This is a genomic window from Sporosarcina aquimarina, assembly GCF_019748715.1.
Lineage (GTDB): Bacteria > Bacillota > Bacilli > Bacillales_A > Planococcaceae > Sporosarcina > Sporosarcina newyorkensis.
On sequence record NZ_JACLBZ010000012.1, the window covers coordinates 144,869 to 168,620 of the forward strand.

A 23,752-nucleotide genomic window follows, 5' to 3' on the forward strand; every position below is an offset into this window, starting at 1 on the left:
ACCCCTCCGTTACTCCTCAGCAATCCACGTTCTTAATAACTTCGCAAATTCTTCTGGTTTATCTTTCGCCATTTTTTCGAGCTGTTTTCTACGTGCAGTAGCTTCCGTCTCTTGTTCCAAGTTAATATCATCCACTTGGATTGCTTCCATTTCTTCCGCCAATGCCAGTTCTTCTTCTTCTTCCTCTTCCGCATCTCTGCGTCGCTTACGCAAGAACAGAACAACAAGGACGATAATTGCTAGCAACAAGACACCGCCAATTACGTAAACCCACCAAGGAATAGCTGTCTTCGTTTCTTCAAACGCCATATTTTTACCTTTTAGAGGTTGAACAGACAATGCAATTTTTTCAGCCAGCATTTCATCCGTCAATTCTCCAGCTGCTTCTTTATCTAAAGAAGTACGTACAATTGTTTCTAGAATCCGTTCAATATCTTGCTCCACTTCAGTGGAAAGTGAAGTAGGATCGTCCGCTGTCGGCGGCTCAATCATTACTTGTATGCCGATGTCCCGGATTTTATAAGGACTCTCCACGATATCCTTTTTGATTCGGTTCACTTCATTATTGATCGTCTCTTCTAAACGCTCATAATCGCCGTTCCCCATGTCGCCTTCAACATAGGTAGTTCGATTGTCGGTCGGATCTTCCGCTTCAGGTGTACCGCCTACAGCTGGATTCGTTCCAGAAAACGATTCTGTAATCCGTTGAACACTTAACGCAATACCTTCCATGTTTTCTTCATCGACAGGTGTTACAAGGTTTTCTTCACGCTTTTCTACTTTAAAATCGATATCTGTTGTAACAGAAACAACCACTTTGTCTTGCCCCATCATTGTGCCAAGCATCGTTTGCACTTGTCTCTGTAGATCTCGTTCAATTGTCTTTTTCACGCCCATTTGATCTGTTACACTCTGTCCGTAAGAATTTCCTGAGTCATTTAGATCAAAGTACTCAAAATACTGGTTCTGTATAAGAATATTGTCAGTAGATAAGTTCGGTAAGCTTTTAGAAACCAAGTTATAGAGTGAGGTGATCTGTTGCTCTGAGAAAGTTTGACCAGGGTTCGTTTTCAGCATGATTGCAGCACTGGCCTCTTGCGTGCTGTCATTTACGAAAATACCCTCTGTCGGTAAAGTAAGCATGACTTTTGCATCCTTGATACCTTCTATACCCTTTATTAAATTCGCTAGTTCCGTCTGCATCGCTGCAAGTTTGATCATGTTGAATTCATTGTCTGTCGTACCGAATCCCGCATTTTCTGAGAAAAAAGAGTAATCGATCAGCCCGGAATCCGGAAATCCTTCCGCTGCTAACGAAACTCGCAGATTGTCCAACTGCTTTTCCGGTACTGATATAGCTGTACCGCCGGGCTCCACTTGATACGCGACACCCTGACCATCTAACACTTCCTTGATACGGCCTATCTCAGACGGCGATACTTCCGAATAGAGGGTTACATAGGTGGTCCTAGACAAATACACCGTTAAAAAAATGGCCAATGCAATAACACCGGCTGCTGTAGCAATATATGTGATTTTTTTACTTTTCGAGCGGCTTTCCCAGAACGCCTTGAGGTCTGCTCTGAGCTTTGTAAATCTTTCTTTCATTTTAATCCCCCGGTCAGCCTAGCTAGGCAAATTTTTAAGTCTGCCTAGTGTTTCACTATCTGTTAGACAGGCATTCTAATAATTTCTTGGTAGGCTTCTACCACTTTATTGCGTATTTCGACAGTCGCATTCAGTGCGACGCTTGCTTTTTGAGCAGTGATCATGACGTTGTGCAAATCGACGTCTTCTCCTTTAATCAACTTGACCGTCATTGTATCAGAAGCTTGCTGCGCTTGATCTACTTGTTGAATTGCGTCATTCAACATAGTGGAGAAACTTTGCTGAGCCTCGAAAGGGGTTTTCTGTGTCTTTAGTTCAGGCTGTTGTACAGACATGGCGGATGTAGCCCCAGTGATTGATTGAATCGGCATCCATATTCACTCCTTTTCTAAAAGCTTATGCTGTTTATTTTCCGATCTCTAACGCTTTCATTAGCATCGATTTATTTGCATTCAGTACGGTTACGTTGGCTTCATAGGATCTCGTCGCAGACATCAAATCGATCATTTCACGCAACGGATCAACATTCGGCATTTGTACATAGCCTTCTTCATTTGCATCAGGATGTGATGGATCAAAAACCAACTTAAAAGGCGTTTCACGGTCTTCTTTCACTCGTGTTACTGCTACGCCATTGCCTGCGCCGCCGTGGGAGTGAACACCTTTTGCCGCTTGCAGGAAAGAAGCAAATTGTCCTTCTTTCGGTTGCAAAGTCACTGTTTTTCGACGGTACGGCTCCCACTCACCATTCACTTGTTTTGCACGTGTGGAGTCGACATTTGCCATATTGGACGAAATGACATCCATCCTAAGGCGTTGCGCAGTGAGGGCTGAGGAAGATGTATTCAAACTGTGGAATATACTCACAATCAGCGACCTCCTTTAATAACGCTTTGTAATGTGTTGAACTTCCCACTTAAACGTTCAATTAACGCTGAGTTATAGATTTGATTCGCCGCTAAATCCGCCTGTTCTTTGTCCATATCCACCCCGTTGCGATCTTGTCGGTAACGGAGATTCGATACATCAAATGTTTTGCTTCCCGCAGAACGAGTGAAGTCCATATGTCTTACATCCGTTTTGTAGGCTTCTATGCCCTTGCTAATTTCATTAGAAAACACTTCTTTAAAATTTACAGATTTTGCCTTGTAATTAGGCGTGTCGACATTTGCAATATTCTGCGAGATAGCTTTGCTTTTGGCAGATGAATAATCCAGGCCTTTTTCAAGCATCGCAATGGTGCCTCCGTAAATATTCATAGGCTCTATTTCCTTCCTTCATGTAGTACCATTTCACCTTAATCCGACAGCATTTTTCGCAAAAAGTGTACTACTTACCATTTTCTTTATATATAAAGGATATTTTCTATTAATCTACTAGTCTATTGTAACGGATTCTGCTGAATATTGTCCAATATATTTCAAAAAAATTCATGGCTCTTAATTGATTTTTTTCCAATTACACACAACTTTGTCACTGAATATTCATTACTTTTATTCCTCTTACCCATATACATAATTTTATAAACACTAGTTCGCTTACACCGTAGTGTGCTTTACCAAGAAGCTCGGTCTTACTTACCATAGTCTTTTTCCTTATGACAAATATCTCTTAAATACGACAAATTGTAAATAGATATAAGATCCTAGGAAATATTAATCATATGTTTTTTGCAATAGTAAGAAAACAAAACATTCCACATGCCAAAGAACATATAAAAGCACTACTCCTAACGAGAAGTAGTGCTTTATTTTTATGAATTATGTTTTTCTAATTCCGTCAAGAACTTATCATTCAATACTTTAATATACGTACCTTTCATCCCTAAAGAGCGGGATTCAATAACACCAGCACTCTCTAATTTACGAAGTGCATTGACTATAACGGAACGAGTAATTCCTACACGGTCTGCAATCTTAGATGCAACTAGTAACCCTTCGTTGCCGTCCAGTTCTCTAAAGATGTGCTCAATCGCTTCGTGTTCACTATATGAAAGTGAATTGATCGCCATTTGTACAACAGCTTTACTACGAGCTTCATGCTCGATCTCTTCAGACTTTTCACGCAATATTTCCATTCCTACAACTGTCGCGCCGTACTCTGCAAGGATAAGATCGTCCTCAGTGAAACCTTCCTTCAATCTAGCCAGGATCAATGTCCCTAAACGCTCACCGCCACCGATAATCGGTACAATCGTTGTCAAACCATCTTTGAACAAGTCTTTATTCTCTACCGGGAAGACGGTGTGCTCATTGTTGATATCAAGGTTTGGAGATGTCTCCTGGATAGCAAATAAATTATTTGTATACTCTTCAGGGAATTTACGATCTTCAAACATTTTTTTCATCCGATCGTTTTCGATTTGATGGTGTACCTCTAAGCCAAGTAGTTTCCCTCTACGGCTTACGATAAACGCGTTACAATCGATGACGTCACTTAATTCCTCTGCCATCTCTTTAAAGTTGACAGGACCGCCGGCGCCTTCTTGTAACATTGCATTAATTTTTCTTGTCTTTACTAATAAACTCATTTCTAAAGTTCCTCCTCAAAATTTACAGTTGACTTTAATGAATATTCTAAAGGTTTTTAATCATTAAATAAACAGTTAAGCCTTCATTAAAGTATAAAATGTGACAAATCTTTGTTTTTAACAATTCCTTCTAACTTTTCATCTACATAAGCAGGTGTGATCTTAATGGAAGCCGGACCGATGTCAGCTGCTTCGAACGACAGATCTTCCAACAATTTTTCTAAAATCGTGTGTAATCTTCTGGCACCGATGTTTTCTGTTTCATTGTTTACTTCAAATGCAATCTCAGCAAGTTTGCTGATTGCATTATCCGTAAATTCAATTTCTACTTCTTCGGTTGCAAGTAATCGCTCGTATTGTCGTAACAACGAAAAATCAGGCTCTCGCAGTATGCGCTCAAAATCCTCTTTTGTCAATTTATCCAGTTCTACGCGAATCGGGAATCTCCCCTGCAATTCCGGGATAATATCCGATGGTTTGGACATATGAAAAGCACCCGCTGCAATAAATAGAATGTAGTCTGTCTTGACAGCGCCATACTTAGTTGTAACTGTCGAGCCTTCTACGATAGGTAAAATATCGCGCTGGACACCTTCTCGAGACACTTCGCCTGAAGATTTCTGGTTGCTGCTCGCGATTTTATCCATTTCATCCAAGAAGATGATGCCTGCCTGCTCTGTTAATTCGATCCCTTTACGCGCCACTTCGTCTTGATCGATCAACTTATCCGCTTCTTCCGCCTCTAATACGACCCGCGCATCTTTTACTTTCATACGGCGTTTTACTGATTTTTTCGGCATGAGAGAAGAAAGAGCGTCTTGCATACCTGTACTCATTTGTTCCATCCCTGAACCTTGTAGCGCATCAAATAGCGACGGTTGCTGTGCAGTGACCTCAACAGTTACCATCTGTTCCTCTACTTGACGATTTTTCAGCAGCTCAGCTATTTCGGAACGTTTACGTCTTATTTCTGTTTGTTCTTCCGGATTTTCTTCTTCCGGCTGTCCTTTTTGACCGAAGAACATTTCGAAAGGATTTTGTCCGCTATTTTTCTTTTTCGCTTCTGGTACAAGGAGTTTCACTAAGCGCTCTTCCGCAAGCTTCTGCGCTTGTTCTTTGACGGATTCACGCAAATCCTCCTTGACCATGCGAACACCGACCTCTGTCAAGTCACGAATCATGGACTCCACGTCGCGCCCTACATAACCTACTTCAGTAAACTTCGTCGCTTCCACTTTGACAAATGGAGCATGAATTAATTTAGCGATTCGGCGTGCAATCTCAGTTTTCCCTACACCTGTAGGACCGATCATCAGGATGTTTTTAGGGATGACTTCTTCTTGTTCTTCCTCTGTTAACTGCATTCTTCGATAGCGATTACGCATTGCGACAGCTACTGCTTTCTTCGCTTTTTCCTGACCGACGATAAAACGGTTCAAATAAGCAGTGAGCTCTTTTGGCGTTAATTCTTGTTTCATCACCAATCAAAGCACCTCCACAATGATTTCATGATTCGTGTAGACACATATATCAGCAGCGGTCTCTAATGAAGCTTTTGCAATTTCCTCGGCAGTTAAACCTGTACTATATTTCTTTAAAGCTCTTCCCGCCGCCAGCGCATAATTTCCGCCGGAGCCGATTGCCAGAATACCGTCATCCGGTTCTATCACTTCACCTGTACCAGAGACGAGTAAAAGAGTTTTTTTATCCATAACGAGTAACATCGCTTCCAGCTTACGTAAAATCCGGTCTCCCCGCCATTCTTTCGCAAGTTCAACAGATGCCCTTTGCAAATTACCGTCGTACTCCATGAGTTTCGCTTCAAACAGATCAAACAGCGTAAAAGCATCTGCCACCGATCCAGCAAAGCCTGCAAGAACTTGACCATTGAATAATCTGCGCACTTTCTTTGCTGTATGTTTCATGACGACCGCGTTGCCCATTGTTACTTGCCCGTCGCCTGACATGGCACACTTGCCATCATGATGAATTGCAAAAATCGTTGTTGCATGAAATTCCATTGTCTCTCCTCCTATGCACGAGGGTGCGTTTGTAAATACGTTTGGCGTAAATGTTCATTCGTAATATGGGTATACACTTGTGTGGACGATAAATGACGATGACCGAGCAGTTCCTGTACAGACCTTAGATCCGCGCCCGCTCCAAGTAAATGAGTGGCAAATGTATGACGGATCATATGCGGTGTAATTTTCGTATGTAAAGAAGCTCGTTCCATCAAATCATTTAATATATAACGGACCCCCCGATCAGTTAATGGATCACCTCGCAGATTGACAAAAAGCATAGAGTGTTTCTTTTGCTTCATCAATTGCGGACGGCTATTATCCATATATTGCTGCAAAGCATCGTCAGCAAAACTGCCATAGGGGACGAATCGTTCTTTTCGTCCCTTCCCCATTACTTTGACGATTCCCAAATAATGATCTACATCCTGCATTTCCATGGTCACGAGTTCACCGACCCGAATACCCGTCGCATACAGCAGTTCTAACAATGCACGATCACGCAAGGAGCGATAATCTTCTCCCACCGTCACATCAAAAAGCTTTTCGAGCTCCTGTTCATAAAAAAAAGCAGGAAGACGCTCCTCTTTTTTCGGATGAAACAGCAATCGGAAAGCCTGGTCTTGAATACCATATCGAGCATTGGTAAACTTGAAGAAAGAGCGAATCGAAGAAATTTTCCTGGAGATTGTCGTTCTTGCAAAAGAGCGATCATATAAACGGGTGACATAAAGCCGCGCAACTGGATATTCCACATCATCTAAAACATTGATATGTTCTTCATGCAAGAATGCTAAAAACTCTCGCAGATCTTTTTCGTATTCTGCTACGGTGTACGAAGAATAGTTTTTCTCCAAACGAATATAAGATACATATTCATCCGCCAAGTCCTTTATTTCCGGAATCATTGGATCACCTCGCCACTTTTAGTAAGTTATCCAGAGTGCTGCGAAAGATTCTAAAAATTCTTGAATGTATATAGTTTGGAATTTAAAATCTAATCCAAATGTTCTCCATCAAACACTATACAATAGCAAGGATTTTTCGGCAACTTTGAAAACTACTTCATCCTCAATTATTCCCCTAAACATCCGTTTTGACACATATTGTTCAAAATACTTATCAAAATTAGTCGATTGTCAAACTATGTTAGCTCTCTTAACAGACGTTTCTGCCAAGGTTTAGTTTCCCACCCAATTTAAAGCATATAAAAACCTTACCCACTGAATGGGTAAGGTTTGGGTTAAATTGTCGTAGTTTCTTTGAATTGCTGTAATGCATCCAATGCACGATTGGCATGTTTTTCCGCACGTTCCGCTTTTGATTTGATACGTTCGCCCAAATCAGGAAACAATCCGAAGTTGATATTCATCGGTTGGAAGCCTTTTGGATCAGCTTCTGTAATATACCGCGCCATACTGCCTAGCGCTGTTTCCCTTGGGAAACGAATTGGCTTGTCACCTTTCGCTAAATGAGCGGCATTGATACCTGCAATGAGTCCGGAACCAGCTGATTCGACATAACCTTCTACACCTGTCATTTGACCCGCGAAGAAAATTGTCGGCTGCGACTTTAATTGATACGTACAGCTCAACACTTTTGGAGAGTTGATGAAGGTGTTTCGATGCATTACACCATACCGCACGATTTCAACATTTTCCAAACCAGGTATTAACTGCAACACTTCTTTTTGTGCTCCCCATTTCAGATGCGTTTGGAAGCCCACGATATTATATAATGTGCCAGCCGCATTATCTTGCCGGAGTTGAATGACAGCTTTAGGTCGTTTGCCAGTCTTCGGATCTTCCAGTCCAACCGGTTTCAATGGACCGAAAAGCATCGTTTTCTCTCCACGCTTCGCCATAACTTCAATCGGCATACACCCTTCAAAATACATCTCTTTTTCGAAATCTTTCAACGGCGCCACTTCTGCCGTGATAAGAGCTTGATAGAACCGATCAAACTCTTCAGCATTCATTGGACAATTCAAGTAAGCCGCTTCCCCTTTATCGTAGCGGGATTTCAAATAAACTTTTTCCATATCAATGGAATCACTTTCAACAATAGGAGCTGCAGCATCATAGAAGTACAAATAATCTTCCCCCGTCAACTGACGAACTTCCTCAGCTAACGCAGGCGATGTCAATGGACCAGAAGCGATGATTGTAATTCCTTCAGGTAATTTCGTCACTTCTTCGTTAATGACTTCTATATTCGGATGATTGCGAATCTGCTCCGTTACATTCCCGGCAAACTCATGACGGTCTACCGCAAGTGCACCGCCAGCAGGCACTGCACAGCGATCTGCCGCTTGAATGATCAATGAATTCATCTGTCGCATCTCTTCTTTGATGACACCTACTGCATTGGTCAAATTATTCGCCCGTAAGGAGTTACTGCACACTAGCTCCGCAAATTTATCTGTATGGTGTGCCGGCGTCTGCTTGACCGGACGCATCTCGAATAATTTTACTTGGATTCCCCGATTGGCCAGTTGCCAGGCAGCCTCACTTCCAGCCAGGCCTGCACCGATTACATTTACAGTTTGCGTCATTTCAAATCCCTCTTCCTCGTTTTGCTCACTTGCGTATTTAACTTTGTGGCTGTTCTTTATAATCACATTCTGTACATTGTATTTGAACACCCTTTTTCAGGCGTTTTTCTACCAATGTATGTTGACACTTCGGACAAGGCCGTGAAATCGGCTTATCCCACGATACATAATCACATTCTGGATATTGATCACAACCGAAGAATATTCTCTTCGTTTTGCTCTTACGTTCGACCACTTCGCCTTCCTTACACTTAGGGCAAGTCACACCGATTGGCTTGATAATTGCTTTTGTATTTCGGCAATCCGGGAAATTGGAGCAAGCCATGAATTTACCGTAGCGTCCCATTTTGAATACCATCGGAGATCCGCATTTCTCGCAATCTTCTCCTGCAGGCTCATCTTTGATCTCGATTTTCTCCATCTCTGCATCTGCAACTTCTACGTGTTTCTCAAAATCACGATAGAACTCATCAATGACTTTTCGCCACTCGACACTGCCTTCTTCGACATTGTCAAGACTGCGCTCCATCTGGGCTGTAAATTCGATATCAATAATGTCAGGGAAGTATTGATTGACAGCTTGATGAACTATCCCGCCTAGTTCTGTCGGGATGAAACGTTTAGCATCCAATGTGACATACCCACGTTTTTGGATCGTATCCAATGTCGGCGCGAACGTGGAAGGACGGCCTATCCCCAATTCTTCCAAGGTCTTCACTAGGCGTGCTTCGGAATATCTTGGCGGAGGCTGCGTGAAGTGCTGTTTAGGATCCACTTCTTCGTATTTGACACGCTCCCCTTCTTCAAGCGGCGGAAGAATATTCTCCTTTTCCTCTTGTTGATCGTCATCGCCTTCAATATACACTTTCATGAAACCAGGAAATTTCACCTGAGAACCTGAGGCACGGAAACGAATATCACCATTCAGAAAATCAGCAGTTACTGTATCCAAAATAGCAGGCGCCATCTGACTTGCTACGAATCGTTCCCAAATCAGTTTGTACAGACGCAATTGATCTCTCGATAAAAACGCTTTCATGGCTTCAGGTGGCCGCATTGCGGAAGTAGGACGGACTGCTTCGTGCGCATCCTGTGTGTTCGCTTTGGCTTTTGTTTTCCGGCTGTTGGTAGAAATGAACTCTTCTCCATACATGGTGTGGATATACGATTTCACTTCATCTTTCGCCGTATCGGAAATTCTTGTAGAGTCGGTACGCATGTAGGTGATTAACCCAACCGTTCCTTCTTTTCCAATCGCAATTCCTTCATATAGTTGCTGAGCGAGCATCATCGTTTTCTTCGCACGGAAGTTTAGTTTACGCGCAGCTTCTTGCTGAAGGGATGACGTAGTGAACGGCAATGCTGGATTACGTTTCCGCTCTTTTTTCACTACTTTGGATACTTCAAATTCGTCCGTTTGAAGTGAATTGACGATTTTTTCGACTTGCTCTTGATTCGTCAGCTTCACTTTCTCATTCGCATCTCCGTAGAATGCAGCTTCAAATGTCTTTTTGCCTTTAGTAAATTGAGCTGTAATGCTCCAGTACTCTTCCGGCTCAAACGCATTGATTTCATTTTCACGGTCGATGATCAAGCGCAATGCGACAGATTGAACGCGTCCAGCCGATAATCCTTTTTTTACTTTTTTCCAAAGGATCGGACTGATGTTGTAACCGACTAGTCTGTCCAGAATACGTCGCGCTTGCTGTGCGTCGACTAGATTCATATTGATCGGACGCGGATGCTTAAATGAATCTTTAATCGCATCTTTCGTTATTTCGTTGAATACAACGCGGCAATCGGATTCGATATTCACGCCAAGTTGATGGGATAAATGCCAAGCAATTGCTTCCCCTTCGCGATCCGGGTCAGCCGCGAGAAAGATTTTTTTCGCTTTTTTTGCTTCTTTTTTTAATTCTTGAAGTATCGGTCCTTTTCCTCGGATTGTAATATACTTCGGTTCATAATTATTTTCGGTATCTACACCCATTTGACTGCGGGGTAGATCACGTAAATGTCCAAGTGATGCACTGACTTTATATTTCTTCCCCAAGTAGCGCTCAATGGTTTTCGCTTTAGCAGGTGATTCTACAATTACTAAGTAATCTGCCATACATTTCCCTCCTCAGAGAGATTTTTTTATATTTATTCATCAAAAGAATATCTGTTGCAAAATGTATAACAGTTTCTCGGATAATGCAACCTTTTAAACATTTTACGAACAGGTACACTGGCAAATTACTGTAATAAATCGATAATCTGAAAGCCGCTCCATAATGGCTTGGCGCCTTCATCTAACAACTTATTCGGACCGGCGGATAAAGGCGAATCGATAGCACCCGGCACTGCGAAAATTTCTTTTCCGTGATCCAGCGCATGCTCCACTGTACTCATCGTTCCACTTCTCTCTACAGATTCTGTAATGACGATGGCACTCGACAGCCCGCTAATAATTCGATTGCGCATTGGAAATGTCCATTTAGCGGGTGGGATATACGGTGGATATTCCGTTACTAATAGATGATTCTCAGCCATCTCCTGCGCAATTCGTTCATTTTTCTTGGGGTACATATACGAAAATCCATGACCTAATACGCCAATTGTATCTCCGCCAAAATGCATAGCTGCTTGATGGGCCATAGTGTCCGCGCCCGCTGCCAAACCTGAGACGATCGGTATCTTTTGATCAACTAAAGGCGGTACAATGAAATCGAGCGCTTTCTTAGAATACACCGTCGCTTTTCGGGAACCAATAATTCCCACACGCAGCCGTTTTTTTAGCAAAGATTGATTTCCCTTAACATACAATACCGCCGGTGGATCGCATAACTGCTTTAATTCTTCGGGATAATCCGGATGGAAATAAGGGATGGGGGTGCAATTGATTTGCTGTAATAAATCGATAAGAGGAAGCTTGGAAACTTCCATATATTGTTCTTTAAATCGTACAGCTTTCTCTTCTGAAAGGCCTAGAAGTTGTTTCAAATAATCACTTGAATACGCTTCCATTCTGTCTAAGAACGAATTTTCCTGCACTAATAACTGAAATTTATTATACGGTACGGGATGAATATAATGAAGGTTTATTAATTGTTTTTGTTGTTCAGTAAATTGCATCGATAGCTCCTTTAATCGACACTACAAGCAAAGCACGAAAAAAGGGTGCAGCATTATCGCTACACCCTCTAGTTTACTTCGTTTTACATTTTTCGTACAGACCTTTTTCTTTTAGAACTTTAATAAGCGTTTCGCCGATGACAGATGGCGTTTCTGCCACTTGTATATCCGCTGCTTCTAAAGCTTTGATCTTTTCTGCAGCTGTTCCTTTACCGCCCGAAATAATGGCGCCTGCGTGGCCCATACGCTTTCCTGGAGGTGCAGTCTGACCGCCGATGAATCCTACAACCGGCTTTGTCATATGCTCTTTAACCCAAGCAGCAGCTTCTTCTTCAGCTGTTCCGCCGATTTCACCGATCATAACGACTGCATACGTTTCAGGGTCTTCATTGAATTCCTTCAGTACATCGATGAAATTCGTACCGTTAACAGGGTCTCCGCCGATCCCAACAGCAGTTGTTTGGCCGATTCCTTCTTGTGTCAATTGGTGTACCGCTTCATAAGTCAGTGTACCAGAACGTGATACTACACCTACATGGCCTTTTGTATGAATATAGCCTGGCATAATACCGATCTTCGTTTCATCTGCCGTGATAACACCCGGGCAGTTTGGACCGATAAGACGAGTCTCTTTGCCTTCCATATAACGCTTCACTTTGATCATGTCGAGTACTGGGATATGCTCTGTAATACAGATCGTCATAGCCATTTCTGCATCGACCGCTTCCATGATCGCGTCTGCTGCATACGGCGCAGGTACGTAAATGATGGAAACAGTTGCGCCCGTAGCTTTCACAGCCTCTTCAACTGTATCGAAGACCGGTACTCCTTCAACTGTTTGGCCGCCTTTTCCAGGTGTTACGCCGCCGACGATTTTTGTACCATATTCCAACATTTGCTGCGTATGGAACAGGGCAGTGGAACCTGTAATTCCTTGTACAATTACTTTGGTGTCTTTATCTACATAAATACTCATGCTTTGTACCTGCCTTTCTTATCCTATCAACTCAACGATTTTTTTCGCGCCTTCAGCCATTGAATCCGCAGCTACAATATTAATACCGGACTCTTCAAGCAAAGCTTTCCCGCGTTCAACATTCGTTCCTTCTAGACGTACAACAAGTGGTACTTGAAGTTCTACTTCTTTCGCTGCTTCAATAACACCTTCAGCGATGACGTCACATTTCATGATTCCACCGAAAATATTGACGAAAATGCCTTTTACGTTCGGATCGGATAAAATGATTTTGAACGCACCAGCGACTTTTTCTTTCTTCGCGCCGCCCCCAACGTCAAGGAAGTTAGCGGGTTCGCCGCCATAATAGTGAATCGTATCCATTGTTGCCATTGCAAGACCCGCACCATTAACCATACAGCCGATATTCCCATCTAAAGAAATATAGCTTAAGTCCAGTTTAGATGCTTCGATTTCTTTTGGATCTTCTTCGTCAAAGTCACGCAATTCGACAATATCTTTATGGCGGAATGTTGCGTTATCGTCAAAATTGAATTTAGCATCCAAAGCCAGTACTCGCTGATCTTTTGTTACGACAAGTGGATTAATTTCGACAATTGATGCGTCTTTTTCACTGAATACTTTATATAGACCTAAAAATAGGCTGACTGCTTTATTGATCAGTCCGCTTGGAATTTCCATATTGAACGCCATTCGACGTGCTTGGAAAGGTGCCAATCCTACTACCGGATCAATGACTTCATAGAAGATTTTTTCAGGATTCTTCTCAGCCACATCTTCAATTTCCACGCCGCCTTCAGCAGATCCCATTAACGTAACGCGATCTGTTGCGCGGTCCACGACTAGACCGATATAAAATTCTTTTTCGATGTCGATTCCTTCTTCGACAAGAAGTCGTTTTACTTCTTGTCCTTCAGGACCTGTTTGGTGTGTAACAAGCTGTTTTCCGATTAATTCGGCTGCTACTGCACGGACTTCATCAGGAGTTTTGACGATTTTAACTCCGCCAGCTTTCCCACGTCCACCCGCATGGATTTGTGCTTTTACCACAATAGGCTCAGTTCCGATTTCTTTCGCTACAGTCATTGCTTCTTTTGGCGAAAATGCAACACGGCCCTTCGAAACAGCAACACCGTACTCTCTCAATAGCTGCTTCCCTTGGTATTCATGGATGTTCATAAGTACTGCCTCCATTCGATTTGCAATTACTTGAAGTTCAATTACTTTATTATTGTAAACAAACCGTCACATTTTGTCCAAGAATGACTATTGTGAAGTGAAAGTCTCTATTTTTCAACTATTCCTACTACCTTTTTCGCGGTCTAAACGATAAATATAGGCAAACACTTCCGATACCGCCTGATAAAGTTCTTCCGGAATCGTTTCATTGACATTTAATTGTCCGAGTAATTCTAGCAAACTGGGATCTTCCTGAACCGGAACATCGTGCTCTTTAGCTTTTTCAAGAATATTTTCCGCAATCATCCCTTTTCCTTTTGCAATGACCTTTGGCGCGTCTGATACTTCGGGGTCATAAGAAAGTGCAACCGCTTCTTTCCTTACATAGCGCTCTTCTTTCATATCCGATAATCCACTCCTCCTTCATCAGTATACAAGGAGCCAACTGGTTTTTTCACTGATTGTGGTGTTTCAGTAAATGGTTTAAATGATACACCTGAAAGTTTATAGCCCACTTGTTCCAAACCGTCTTTCAACATGGTTTGGAATGTCAATCCGGTCGTACGCAATGACTCTTGCTCATTAAAAATAGTGAGATTCACCACTTTATTCTGTACATGCATATCTACTAACGTCGTTGATAAAGCTTCTAATTCCAAATAAAATAAAATTCTCGCAAAAGCTGGATCAATCTGACCATTCTCTTTCATGCGGCCATTCCACTGCAGTGTGGCATCGATCTTTTTTCCGAATAATTCTAGCGGCACTTGCATGATCAACTGTTGCTGGACGCTCGTCTCCGCTGTCTGGATGATCGTTCCATTCATCCGCAAAACCATCGTTTCTGCAGCCTCACGCAACGGCGGAGACAGAGAGGGATCTTGCAGCAAAGTCAGTAGCTGGGGTTTTAATGTATTGGCCAGATTCGCTAAATTCGGTTCTTTTCCGTTCAGTAAAGCTTCATAATTGAAACCTAACGTACTTAATACACTTTGTATCGCTTCTTTCATAACTGGGCCGTTCATTGCTTGGGACACTTGCATTTCTGCTGTTTGGACCAGTTGTTTCAGTTGTGTGTTGCCGGATCTTTCCGCATTTTGGATAAGCATTCGTAATGTCTCATCCGCTTGATCAGGTGGGATCGATACGAGTGCCATCAAAGCTTGCTGTACATCTCGTGGTGCAACCGAATTAACAGACGACAACCCGCTGACTTGTTGCAAGAACGTTTGGCTGAATTGTTCAATGAAAGCCGCTTTGACACTGTCATTCATTACCGGCTGTTGCGAGATTTGATTGATGACGGTCTGTAAAGCAACTTTTGCTGATTCAGGAAGGATAGGATTTGTGTTGATTTGCTGAGCTAGATTTTGAATAATTGTTTTTGCTGTTTGTTGCTCAGCCGCTGGTGTTTGGCTCAACTTACTGAGTAATGCCTGCACAGCTTTTAATGTAGCCGCTTGGCTGTCCATATTGACTCTTTGGTCGGTTTGTGTGGCTGCGCTAGAGCTTGTTGACGGCGCTGTACCATCTACCTGGACCCGAACACTTCCGTTTACTTTGCCGGACGCTACAAGGCTTCCAGCAGCCTGATTTGTTGCAATCTGCGGTTGCTGAGGAGCTGGAGCCTTTGCGTCACTTGATTGTGTCATCAATTGGGCTACTGCTTGCGGCAGATTGGCGAGTGACGTCTGAGCAGGAAGGATGCCCGCCGTTTTCAATAGTTGCAGAGCAGCAAAACGGTCTCCTTTACTCGTTTGAGGATTCAATAATTGTGTTATCGTCTGACCGAGTAACTCTTTGCCGACGGATTGGCTTGCAGGATTGGCTAACGCCTGCAATGCATTAAGTATTTGTTCACGTATAGCGGGTGCAAGATTCTGTTCAGTCTGTAACGCGCTTTGTAGTGAAGTAAGACTTTGAGTGATCGTGCCTGTCTGCGCTTGCATCAGCGATTGAAATACAGCAGGCGTGAAAGGAAGACGCATGTTGGCCATTTTTCCAAGGGTTGCGAGTGCCTGCTCTTTCATCCCGTCTGGCACATTTTTGAGTAAATTGGCAGCGTCCAATAAATTTTCTTTCGTCATCGGGAACTTTTGTTTGATAACTGCAGCAAGTAATTCTTTCATTTCTGCCGTCTTCGGTAAATTCAGCGACTCCGTCAGTTGTGCCAATTGCCCTGTTAGACCTTCCGATCCGCGCATAGGTCCCGCGATCACTTGCAACTGTATTTCCGGCTCTGTCCCATTAACTTTGAAATAATACGTATCGCCCGCTTGCATTGGCACTTCCAATTTTGCGTACAACTGCTGATTCCCTACCTGGACTTGCGCCATCTGCCCCGGAAATAATTGTTGCACTTTTCCATGGATCATCTGGCCTTCTCTTAAAGTCAGCGGTTGGGAATCTGCGGAAGCAACTTTGACGGACGAAATGGATAATGGATTCATATTCATTGGCGATTCCTCCACATCGTTTTGATTGGTTCGAATGATTTTCGATGTTGCGCAGTAAATCCATGCGTTTCCAGTCCTTGCAAGTGTTTTGCCGTTCCATAGCCAGCATTCTCATCAAAGCCGTACCAAGGAAACTGTTCATGTAACTCCGTCATTAGATCATCCCGCGTCGTTTTAGCCAAGATGGAAGCCGCTGCGATAGACAGACTCTTTTCGTCACCTTTAACGATGGAATACGCAGGACAGTCAAGCATCAAGTTCATAGCATCCGCAATAACCGTGTGCGGTTTTACAGATAGCTGATTGACTGCTGCTTCCATTGACTGCTTCGTTGCTTGGTAAATATTCAGTTCATCAATAACCGTTGCCGACTGTACGTGAATTGAGTATGCTACCGCCTGTTCTTTGATCAGCTGTGCAAATCGCTGCCTCTCGACTTTCGAAATTTTCTTCGAGTCATCTACACCTAGTAGAACAGAACTCTCTTCAGGCAGGATTACAGCTGCCGTGACGACCGGTCCGGCTAATGGACCCCTTCCAGCTTCATCAATTCCTGCAATAAGTGAAATTCTTGTCGTTTTATATGCATCATCAAATGCTTTCTTCTGTAAGAAGTCGTTGATCAATTGCTGTCTTTTCTCATATCGTTTTTTCCATTGTTTAATCGCGAGCTGCACACCTTTTCGTTCATCCGTTCGAAGTTCATCCAGCCACTCATTCGGTTCTTCTAAGTCTTGCAATTGGTTTTTTATTTGCTGAATCGTTGTCAATTTCTTCACCTGTCCATCCATATAAACTGAAATAAATAACTTACACTCAAAGTAAAGCGTAGAACCTGTTAATTTCCATTCCAGGCGGACGCTTTCCGCGGGGCGCGGGCAAGCCTCCTCGTCACTTCGCTCCTGCGGGGTCTCGCCATTCGCGCTATCTCCCGCAGGAAAAGCCGTAACGTAGAACGGTTTTTGCGAGCATAAGCGAAGCGTTGAAAGCACATCTTTGCCCTTCGCCGCCTTCCACTCCAATCAACTAAGTGTCCATTTTTGAACAAACTCATGTAAAAACTTAAATTCAACATAAATAACAAAATTCTTATCTATGTATTATATCGGTTTAATAATCAATTTTTCGAATAAAAAAGCAACTGCCGGGAAATGACGTCCCAAACAGTTGCTCTAATTTGTTATGATTCTTCCGGAAAATCAAACGTTAGCTTACCCACTTGCTGATCACGTATATCTTGAACAATTAAATCTGCCACTTTATCGTAATCAATTTCTGCACCTGCGCTGTAAACTTTCCGCCGCTCTCCAATTTGATCGAAGATCGCTAAAATATCTTCGCCAATCGTAGTCAGTTGATAACGTGCTTCCAGTCGTTCCGGATAATGTTCCGATAAAAATCGAAGACCATAGACAGCCAGTTCTTCCATGTTCAGAACAGAATCTTTGATCGCGCCTGTCAATGCCAGCTTGAAACCAACTTCAGGGTCTTCAAATTTTGGCCAAAGCACACCTGGAGTATCTAATAACTCCAGCTCTTTGCCATATTTAATCCATTGCTGCGCTTTCGTCACACCTGGTTTATTTCCTGTTTTCGCAATGTTTTTCTTAGCTAATCGATTGATCAGTGTCGACTTCCCTACGTTTGGTATACCGACAATCATCGCACGTATGGCACCTGGACGGATTCCTCTTTGCTTCATTCGGTCAAATTTCGGCTGAAGGATTTCTTTTGCTGCCTTCGTGACAGTTTGCAGACCTTTGCCTTCAAATGAATTGATCGCCACTGTTCGAAAGCCACGCTCTTCAAAATAAGCAATCCAGCGCTTCGTCTGCACTTCATCTGCTAAATCCATTTTATTTAAAATCAGCAGCCGCGGCTTTTGCTGAATCACTTCGTCGATCATCGGATTACGTGAAGACAGCGGCAGTCTTGCATCTATTAATTCAAATACGATATCGACGAGTTTAAGCTTCTCAGATACTTCCCGTCTTGCTTTTGCCATATGGCCTGGAAACCATTGAATAGTCATTCGAATCGTCTCCTTTCTTTATTTCACAAAACCGAAATCTTTGATCGGCCAAAATATTACGCTAGTGCTGCCAATGATTTCATCTATCGCAACCGGACCGATATGTCTGGAATCTTTACTTTTTCGACGATTGTCTCCCATAACAAACACATGGTCTTCCGGCACAACACTCGCCTGGATTTGCGGTATGTCTTGCAGCGTGAAATCTTCAGTCAACGTGCCATCTTGAATTTCCGCTTTGTATTTATCAAGATACGGTTCTTCATAAGGTTTATCATTAATATAAAGAACGTCATCTTTGTATTCCACTGTATCTCCTGGTAACCCAATTACACGCTTAATATAGTCTTTTTGTTCAGGTGCATGAAATACGACGATATCAAAGCGGTGTGGTTCTCCAATGGTATAACCGATTTTATTGACGATCATTCGATCCCCATGCTCTAGTGTCGGCATCATGGAAATACCGTCGACGACGATCGGTGTGAATAAAAAGACTCGTATAATTGCAGCCAATCCAAATGCGATCAAGAGTGCTTTGATCCATTCCAGCCCTTCACTTTTCGTTTTTTTCTCTTCCATCAATCTAGCCTCCTGCCCTTGTCTGCTATTATTGTAACGCCTAATTACTTTATGCGCAAAAAGAAAGGAGGCCAAATGCAAGGCCTCCTTCGTTTTGCGCTTATCTGATTAGCGGAGTTCTTTAATACGTGCTGCTTTACCACGTAGACTACGTAGGTAGTACAACTTAGCACGACGAACTTTACCGCGACGAGTTACTTCGATCTTAGCAAGTTTTGGTGTGTGTACAGGGAATGTACGCTCCACTCCAACACCGTTTGAAATTTTACGGACAGTGAATGTTTCACTAATTCCACCACCGCGGCGTTTGATTACAACACCTTCGAATAACTGGATACGCTCACGAGTACCCTCAATGATCTTTACGTGTAAACGTAGTGTATCTCCAGGACGGAAATCAGGGTGTTCAGTACGTAACTGATCTTTTGTAATGTCTGCAATTAGTTTTTGCATGATTTTCTCTCCTTCTTTTCTGAAGTTCTTGCACGCCTTACATTTGCAGCGGAACGTCAGTAAATAGGCACTTTTTTAAAAAGCGCTTCACAAATCATATCATAAGCTCTCTGTTCAATCAAGCAATTTCAGTCTATTTTTCGTTTCCATTGCTGATAAAGTTTTTGCTGATGTTCGGTCAGCGGGGCTTCTTCCAACAACTCCGGACGCCGCTCTGCCGTACGCTGAAATGCTTGCTCTTCCCGCCACTTATCGATTTCGGCATGATTCCCTGATAACAGTACAGCCGGCACGTCGAGGCCGTTGAAAGAGGCAGGGCGTGTATACTGTGGATGTTCCAGCATGCCAGTGGAGAAGGAGTCGTGGACAGCCGATTGATCATTGCCGAGCACATCAGGTAATAAGCGAACCACGCTGTCGATCATCGCCATTGAAGCCACTTCTCCTCCGGTCAAGACGAAGTCGCCAAGGGAAAGTTCATCGGTCACCAAATGCTCACGGATCCGTTCATCATATCCTTCATAGTGGCCGCAGATGAAAATCAAATGCTGCTCCTGTGCGAGTTCTTCCGCTTTCTTCTGTGTGAAGCGCTCTCCTTGAGGACACATCAAAATTACACGCGGCTTACTTTCACTGGTGCTTGTCAATGATTCGACGGCGGCAAACAGCGGTTCCGGCTTCAATACCATTCCTGCACCGCCGCCATACGGATAGTCATCCACTTTTCTATGTTTATTCGTTGAGTAGTCACGAAAGTCTGTGACGCGGAAAGAAGCGGCTTGCTGATCCTGCGCCTTTTTCATGATCGATGAATGAAGGACGCCTTCGAACATTTCAGGGAACAGCGACAGTACATCGATTTGCATCATGAAAGCAGACCTTCCATCAGTTCGATGGTGATAACCTGTTCTTCAATGTCGATGTCTTTTACGACATCTTCTATATAGGGGATGTAATGCGGTTTTCCTTCTGCCGGTGTAACCGTCCAGACATCATTGGCGCCCGTCTCGATAATTTCAGTAACTTTTCCGATGTCTTCCCCTGTTTCAGTGATGACACGGCAGCCGATAATTTCATAGTAGTAGAATTCATTCTCTTCCAGCTCGGTCAATTCTTTCTCCGATACTTTGACGATGCCGTCACGCAGTTTTTCCACGTCGTTGATCGTCGGATAGCCTTCAAATGTTAAAAGGTTGAAGTTTTTGTGCTTACGATGACTTGCCACAGTGACGTAAATCGGAGTCTTGCTCTTAGGCATAAAGATCGCAAGCTCACTGCCAATTGCATAGCGCTCATCCGGGAAATCCGTTGTAGACATAACACGAACTTCCCCTTTAATACCATGCGTATTCACAATCTTACCTACATTAAACCATTCCATTACTTCTCCTCCGTTATTTATAATTTACACGCTAATCAGCACGCTCAAAAAGATTAGGGTAAGTGGGTAATATACCGTTGATCTGCGTTCCAGGCGGACGCTTTCCGCTCCGATCAACTAGCGTATTTTCCTAGCATTAGTAAATTGAAACTCCATTCAGAGAGAAATATAAGTGCAAGAAGTAACATCTCAGAAAGAATGGCCTTCTTTTTCTCAGGATTCGAGTACACTTACCGTATATAGATAAGTCTATTTGTTCTACAGTTCACTATCTAGGGATTTGCGCGGAAGACGGGGCGACTCCGGGAGGATCAGCACGAGTCTTGAGACCCTGGACTGAGCGGAGCGAGGGAAGCGGCTCAAGCCACACCCTCCGGAAAGCGTCCCCGTCTGGAGCGTAAATCCCCGGACCATAAGCCAACGTCCTCTTGACTCATTTTCCTCATACAAAAAAACATTTATACGTGCAAAAAAGGAAGGAACCGGGGCTCCTTCCTTTTGGATCAATCCAAAATATCCAAATACACTTTTTTGCCGTGGTGGCTGCCTGCTGCTGAATAAACAATCGTACGGATCGCTTTTGCCACACGACCTTGCTTTCCGATCACTTTTCCCATATCCTCCGCATTCACTGATAACTGATAAACAACACGTTGTGACTGTTCATCTGCTACCACCTTCACGTCATCCGGGTAATCGACTAACGGCTTTACAATTGTTTCAATCAGCTGCTTCATGTCCACCCCTCCAAATTACTTGCTGTATTTAGCGTTATGGAATTTTTCCATGATGCCTTGTTCTGAGAACAAGTTACGCACAGTATCAGATGGCTTTGCGCCATCTTGAAGCCATTTCAAAGCCAATTCTTCATTGATATTGACTGTTGCTGGCTTAGTAAGTGGATTGTATGTACCCACTGTTTCGATTTGACGGCCGTCACGTGGTGCACGTGCATCAGCTACTACAATACGATAAAAAGGAGATTTCTTAGCTCCCATACGTTTTAGACGAATTTTAACTGCCATTTTATCTACACCTCCGAATAGTTTCACACAAGATAGTATATTATCAAGGTTTCGTTTGTTTGTAAAGTGTTTTTTCTTAACACCTGTTATTTTATTTGAAAAACGAATCAAAACCAGGCATTTTGCCCTTCTTTTTACCCTTTTGTTGCATATTGGTCATCTGCTTGACCATTTTCTTCATTTCTTCAAATTGCTTCAGTAAACGATTCACTTCTTGAATCGATGTACCGGATCCGACTGCAATTCGTTTCTTTCGGCTCGCATTGATGATATCCGGACTTTCGCGTTCAGCAAGCGTCATCGAATAAATGACGGCTTCCACACGCCCCATTTGGCCTTCGTCTACTTTTGCGTTGTCGAGCCCTTTGATTTTATTGGCGCCGGGCATCATTTTTAAAATTTCATCGAGCGGACCCATTTTTTTTACTTGCTGCAGCTGATCAAGAAAATCATCCAGCGTAAAGCTTTGTGTGCGAAGTTTTTGTTCCAGCTCTTTTGCCTTCTCTTCGTCCACATTTTCTTGTGCTTTCTCGATTAATGACATGACGTCGCCCATGCCGAGTATCCTTGAAGCCATACGCTCTGGATGGAATGGCTCAAGCGCATCCATCTTCTCACCCATACCGACAAATTTGATTGGCTTTTCGGTAACGGAACGAATGGATAGAGCAGCCCCGCCTCGTGTATCGCCATCTAGTTTTGTCAGGACAACACCTGTGATGCCGATCATTTCGTCGAAGCTTTTCGCTACATTGACAGCATCTTGACCTGTCATTGCATCGACAACTAAAAATACTTCATCCGGTTTCGTCAATTCACGAATGTCTTTTAGTTCTTGCATCAACGCTTCATCCACATGCAAGCGGCCGGCTGTATCAATGATGACGACATCGTTATGCTCTTTTTCCGCTTCTTCCATCGCCCGGCGAGCAATTTCAACAGGGGACTGATCCGTCCCCATAGAAAACACAGGAACCGAAATTTGCTTTCCTAACGTTTCAAGTTGTTGGATCGCCGCTGGACGATAGATATCCGCTGCAACCAGCAATGGATTTTTATTGTGTTTCTTGCGTAGTACGGTTGCCAATTTCCCTGTCGTCGTTGTTTTACCCGCACCCTGTAATCCGACCATCATAATGACCGTTGGTGATTTCCGGGCAAACTGAATTGGATTTTGTTCTCCACCCATCAAGTTCGTCAATTCATCTTTAACGATCTTTACAACTTGCTGTCCAGGCGTCAAGCTCTTCATGACATCCTGACCGACTGCGCGTTCGCTGACCGTTTTGACAAAACTTTTTACGACTTTCAAGTTAACGTCCGCTTCAATCAATGCAAAACGTACTTCACGCATCATTTCTTTGACATCAGCTTCATTGATTTTCCCTTTGCCTGTAATCTTATTCAGCGTTCCTTGCAGGCGTTCGGCTAAACCTTCAAATGCCATAGACAATCCCCCCTAATCAAAATCTTTCAAGGTATGTAATAGCTCAAGAACTTTGGTGGAAGAGGAATCGTCTGCCGGGATAATTTGCTGTAATTGCTCAACGACTTCAAGACGTTTCTCGTGCTTTTCGAATAGATTGAGCTTTTCCTCATAATCTTCCAGCATAGCTTCCGTTCTTCTCACATTATCATACACCGCTTGTCTCGACACGCCATATTGTTCGGCGATTTCACCGAGAGAAAGATCATCCAAATAATATAATTGCATATATGATCGCTGTTTATCCGTTAATAATGATTGATAAAAATCAAAGAGGAAGTTCACTCTTGTCGTTTTTTCAAGCATGACGTCAACCCCTTTTCCTCACCTTTTCATACTAGCGTTCACA

Annotated in this window: 25 protein-coding genes; all 25 read right to left on the reverse strand. The window is 43.1% G+C overall.

What is annotated here, in order from left to right; translation table 11 throughout:
- Positions 1-9: 9 nt before the first annotated feature.
- The gene (gene fliF, locus H7J92_RS06540) at positions 10-1,608 is read right to left on the reverse strand and encodes a flagellar basal-body MS-ring/collar protein FliF (protein ID WP_221836114.1); all 1,599 of its coding nucleotides are present in this window, start codon (positions 1,606-1,608) and stop codon (positions 10-12) included.
- 62 nt (positions 1,609-1,670) lie between these two features.
- Complete coding sequence (gene fliE, locus H7J92_RS06545) at positions 1,671-1,979, reverse strand: flagellar hook-basal body complex protein FliE (RefSeq protein WP_078817753.1); 309 nt, start codon at positions 1,977-1,979, stop codon at positions 1,671-1,673.
- Between the two features lie 34 nt (positions 1,980-2,013).
- A complete protein-coding gene (flgC, locus tag H7J92_RS06550; RefSeq protein WP_009765515.1) occupies positions 2,014-2,475 on the reverse strand; it encodes a flagellar basal body rod protein FlgC in 462 nt (153 codons plus the stop codon).
- A gap of 2 nt (positions 2,476-2,477) precedes the next feature.
- Complete coding sequence (gene flgB / locus H7J92_RS06555) at positions 2,478-2,867, reverse strand: flagellar basal body rod protein FlgB (RefSeq protein ID WP_221836115.1); 390 nt, start codon at positions 2,865-2,867, stop codon at positions 2,478-2,480.
- 494 nt (positions 2,868-3,361) lie between these two features.
- Positions 3,362-4,138, reverse strand: a complete 777-nt coding sequence (gene codY / locus H7J92_RS06560; RefSeq protein WP_078817755.1) for a GTP-sensing pleiotropic transcriptional regulator CodY — start codon at positions 4,136-4,138, stop codon at positions 3,362-3,364.
- Positions 4,139-4,224: 86 nt separating this feature from the next.
- A complete protein-coding gene (gene hslU, locus H7J92_RS06565; RefSeq protein WP_221836213.1) occupies positions 4,225-5,616 on the reverse strand; it encodes an ATP-dependent protease ATPase subunit HslU in 1,392 nt (463 codons plus the stop codon).
- A gap of 6 nt (positions 5,617-5,622) precedes the next feature.
- On the reverse strand, positions 5,623-6,159 hold the full coding sequence (gene hslV / locus H7J92_RS06570; RefSeq protein ID WP_078817756.1) for an ATP-dependent protease subunit HslV: 537 nt from the start codon (positions 6,157-6,159) through the stop codon (positions 5,623-5,625).
- An 11-nt stretch (positions 6,160-6,170) separates the two neighbouring features.
- Entirely contained in the window at positions 6,171-7,070 is a 900-nt protein-coding gene (xerC, locus tag H7J92_RS06575) for a tyrosine recombinase XerC (RefSeq protein WP_078817757.1), read from the reverse strand.
- A 335-nt stretch (positions 7,071-7,405) separates the two neighbouring features.
- On the reverse strand, positions 7,406-8,716 hold the full coding sequence (gene trmFO, locus H7J92_RS06580) for an FADH(2)-oxidizing methylenetetrahydrofolate--tRNA-(uracil(54)-C(5))-methyltransferase TrmFO (protein ID WP_040758249.1): 1,311 nt from the start codon (positions 8,714-8,716) through the stop codon (positions 7,406-7,408).
- A 37-nt stretch (positions 8,717-8,753) separates the two neighbouring features.
- Entirely contained in the window at positions 8,754-10,829 is a 2,076-nt protein-coding gene (gene topA, locus H7J92_RS06585; RefSeq protein WP_221836116.1) for a type I DNA topoisomerase, read from the reverse strand.
- A 125-nt stretch (positions 10,830-10,954) separates the two neighbouring features.
- Positions 10,955-11,833 (reverse strand): DNA-processing protein DprA, encoded by an 879-nt coding sequence (dprA, locus tag H7J92_RS06590; protein WP_221836117.1) that lies wholly within the window; start codon positions 11,831-11,833, stop codon positions 10,955-10,957.
- Positions 11,834-11,906: 73 nt separating this feature from the next.
- Positions 11,907-12,809, reverse strand: a complete 903-nt coding sequence (gene sucD / locus H7J92_RS06595) for a succinate--CoA ligase subunit alpha (RefSeq protein WP_078817760.1) — start codon at positions 12,807-12,809, stop codon at positions 11,907-11,909.
- Between the two features lie 18 nt (positions 12,810-12,827).
- Positions 12,828-13,988 carry an ADP-forming succinate--CoA ligase subunit beta gene (gene sucC / locus H7J92_RS06600; protein ID WP_078817761.1) on the reverse strand — a complete coding sequence of 387 codons (1,161 nt, stop codon included), beginning with the start codon at positions 13,986-13,988 and terminating at the stop codon, positions 12,828-12,830.
- 114 nt (positions 13,989-14,102) lie between these two features.
- On the reverse strand, positions 14,103-14,390 hold the full coding sequence (locus H7J92_RS06605; protein ID WP_078817762.1) for an EscU/YscU/HrcU family type III secretion system export apparatus switch protein: 288 nt from the start codon (positions 14,388-14,390) through the stop codon (positions 14,103-14,105).
- Positions 14,387-16,444, reverse strand: a complete 2,058-nt coding sequence (locus tag H7J92_RS06610) for a hypothetical protein (protein ID WP_078817763.1) — start codon at positions 16,442-16,444, stop codon at positions 14,387-14,389. The genes H7J92_RS06605 and H7J92_RS06610 overlap by 4 nt, the downstream gene beginning before the upstream one ends.
- The gene (locus H7J92_RS06615; RefSeq protein ID WP_078817865.1) at positions 16,441-17,214 is read right to left on the reverse strand and encodes a ribonuclease HII; all 774 of its coding nucleotides are present in this window, start codon (positions 17,212-17,214) and stop codon (positions 16,441-16,443) included. The genes H7J92_RS06610 and H7J92_RS06615 overlap by 4 nt, the downstream gene beginning before the upstream one ends.
- A 410-nt stretch (positions 17,215-17,624) precedes the next feature.
- Entirely contained in the window at positions 17,625-18,476 is an 852-nt protein-coding gene (ylqF, locus tag H7J92_RS06620; protein WP_078817764.1) for a ribosome biogenesis GTPase YlqF, read from the reverse strand.
- Between the two features lie 18 nt (positions 18,477-18,494).
- Positions 18,495-19,061 (reverse strand): signal peptidase I, encoded by a 567-nt coding sequence (gene lepB / locus H7J92_RS06625; protein ID WP_425441341.1) that lies wholly within the window; start codon positions 19,059-19,061, stop codon positions 18,495-18,497.
- 105 nt (positions 19,062-19,166) lie between these two features.
- Positions 19,167-19,511, reverse strand: coding sequence for a 50S ribosomal protein L19 (gene rplS / locus H7J92_RS06630; RefSeq protein ID WP_040758253.1), 345 nt, complete (start codon positions 19,509-19,511; stop codon positions 19,167-19,169).
- A 128-nt stretch (positions 19,512-19,639) separates the two neighbouring features.
- Positions 19,640-20,377, reverse strand: a complete 738-nt coding sequence (trmD, locus tag H7J92_RS06635; RefSeq protein ID WP_078817866.1) for a tRNA (guanosine(37)-N1)-methyltransferase TrmD — start codon at positions 20,375-20,377, stop codon at positions 19,640-19,642.
- Entirely contained in the window at positions 20,377-20,892 is a 516-nt protein-coding gene (gene rimM, locus H7J92_RS06640; protein ID WP_221836120.1) for a ribosome maturation factor RimM, read from the reverse strand. The genes trmD and rimM overlap by 1 nt, the downstream gene beginning before the upstream one ends.
- A gap of 503 nt (positions 20,893-21,395) precedes the next feature.
- Positions 21,396-21,629, reverse strand: a complete 234-nt coding sequence (locus H7J92_RS06645) for a KH domain-containing protein (RefSeq protein WP_009765535.1) — start codon at positions 21,627-21,629, stop codon at positions 21,396-21,398.
- 15 nt (positions 21,630-21,644) lie between these two features.
- Complete coding sequence (gene rpsP, locus H7J92_RS06650; protein ID WP_040758254.1) at positions 21,645-21,917, reverse strand: 30S ribosomal protein S16; 273 nt, start codon at positions 21,915-21,917, stop codon at positions 21,645-21,647.
- 91 nt (positions 21,918-22,008) lie between these two features.
- A complete protein-coding gene (gene ffh / locus H7J92_RS06655) occupies positions 22,009-23,364 on the reverse strand; it encodes a signal recognition particle protein (RefSeq protein WP_221836123.1) in 1,356 nt (451 codons plus the stop codon).
- Positions 23,365-23,376: 12 nt separating this feature from the next.
- Complete coding sequence (locus tag H7J92_RS06660) at positions 23,377-23,709, reverse strand: putative DNA-binding protein (protein WP_221836126.1); 333 nt, start codon at positions 23,707-23,709, stop codon at positions 23,377-23,379.
- Positions 23,710-23,752 lie beyond the last annotated feature (43 nt).